Annotated in this window: 1 protein-coding gene; it reads left to right on the forward strand. The window is 48.6% G+C overall.

The window, feature by feature from the left end:
• The coding region (locus A3766_RS08280; RefSeq protein WP_197479439.1) for a GMC family oxidoreductase at window positions 1–900 on the forward strand (900 nt) is incomplete at both ends.

Genomic DNA, 900 nt, shown 5'->3' on the forward strand with positions numbered 1-900 from the left:
GGCTATTATCAATTTACCATCAAAGATGGCGAGCGCTGCGGCGTTTCACGCGCCTATTTAAAGCCGGCCATGACAAGGCAAAACCTCTTTGTTGAATGCGAGGCCTTTGTCGATAAAATTCTCATCGAGAACAAAGTCGCAACAGGGGTCGAGTTTACTCAACAAGGTGAAAAGCATACCGTCCATGCACGTAAAGAAGTGCTGTTGTGCGGCGGCGCCTTCAACTCTCCTCAAACGCTTATGCTTTCAGGTATCGGCGATAAAGAGGAGCTTCAACAACATGGTATCGAAGTGATACAGGATTTGCCCGGCGTCGGAAAGAACCTGCAGGAACATGTTGATGCCTGTGTTTTGGTGAAAAGCAAAAAGAAGGATGGTTTCTCGACAAGCCCCGGCGGACTGCTAAAAATGCTACCCGACACTCTTAAATATCTGCGCGACAAGCAAGGCAATCTGGCGAACTCAATTACCCAGGCGGGCGCCTTTTTGAAGTCTAGCCCCGAGGTAAAGGTACCAGACATTCAGATGCACTTTGTTCCCTTACTCTTTGACGACTGCGGGCGCGATTTAAAACTCCTGTCTAGCCATGGCTACTCTCTTCACGTTTGCGTCCTTCGCCCTAAAAGCCGAGGCAAACTCAGCTTAAAATCAGCAGACCCAAGAGAGCCAATCAAAATCGACTTCAACTTTTTCTCCGACCCTGAGGATGCAAAAGTATTAGTCAACGGCATTCGGGTTGCTCGGAAAATATTAGCAAGCCCAGCCTTTGATGGGCATCGTGGCGAAGAGTTGCACCCAGGTAATAACATCCAATCAGATGAGGCACTTTTGAAGAAGTGTAAAGAACGGCTAGGCTTGGTATATCACCCTAGCGGCACCTGCAAAATGGGCAATGACCCT

The organism is Oleiphilus sp. HI0132, from assembly GCF_001635845.1.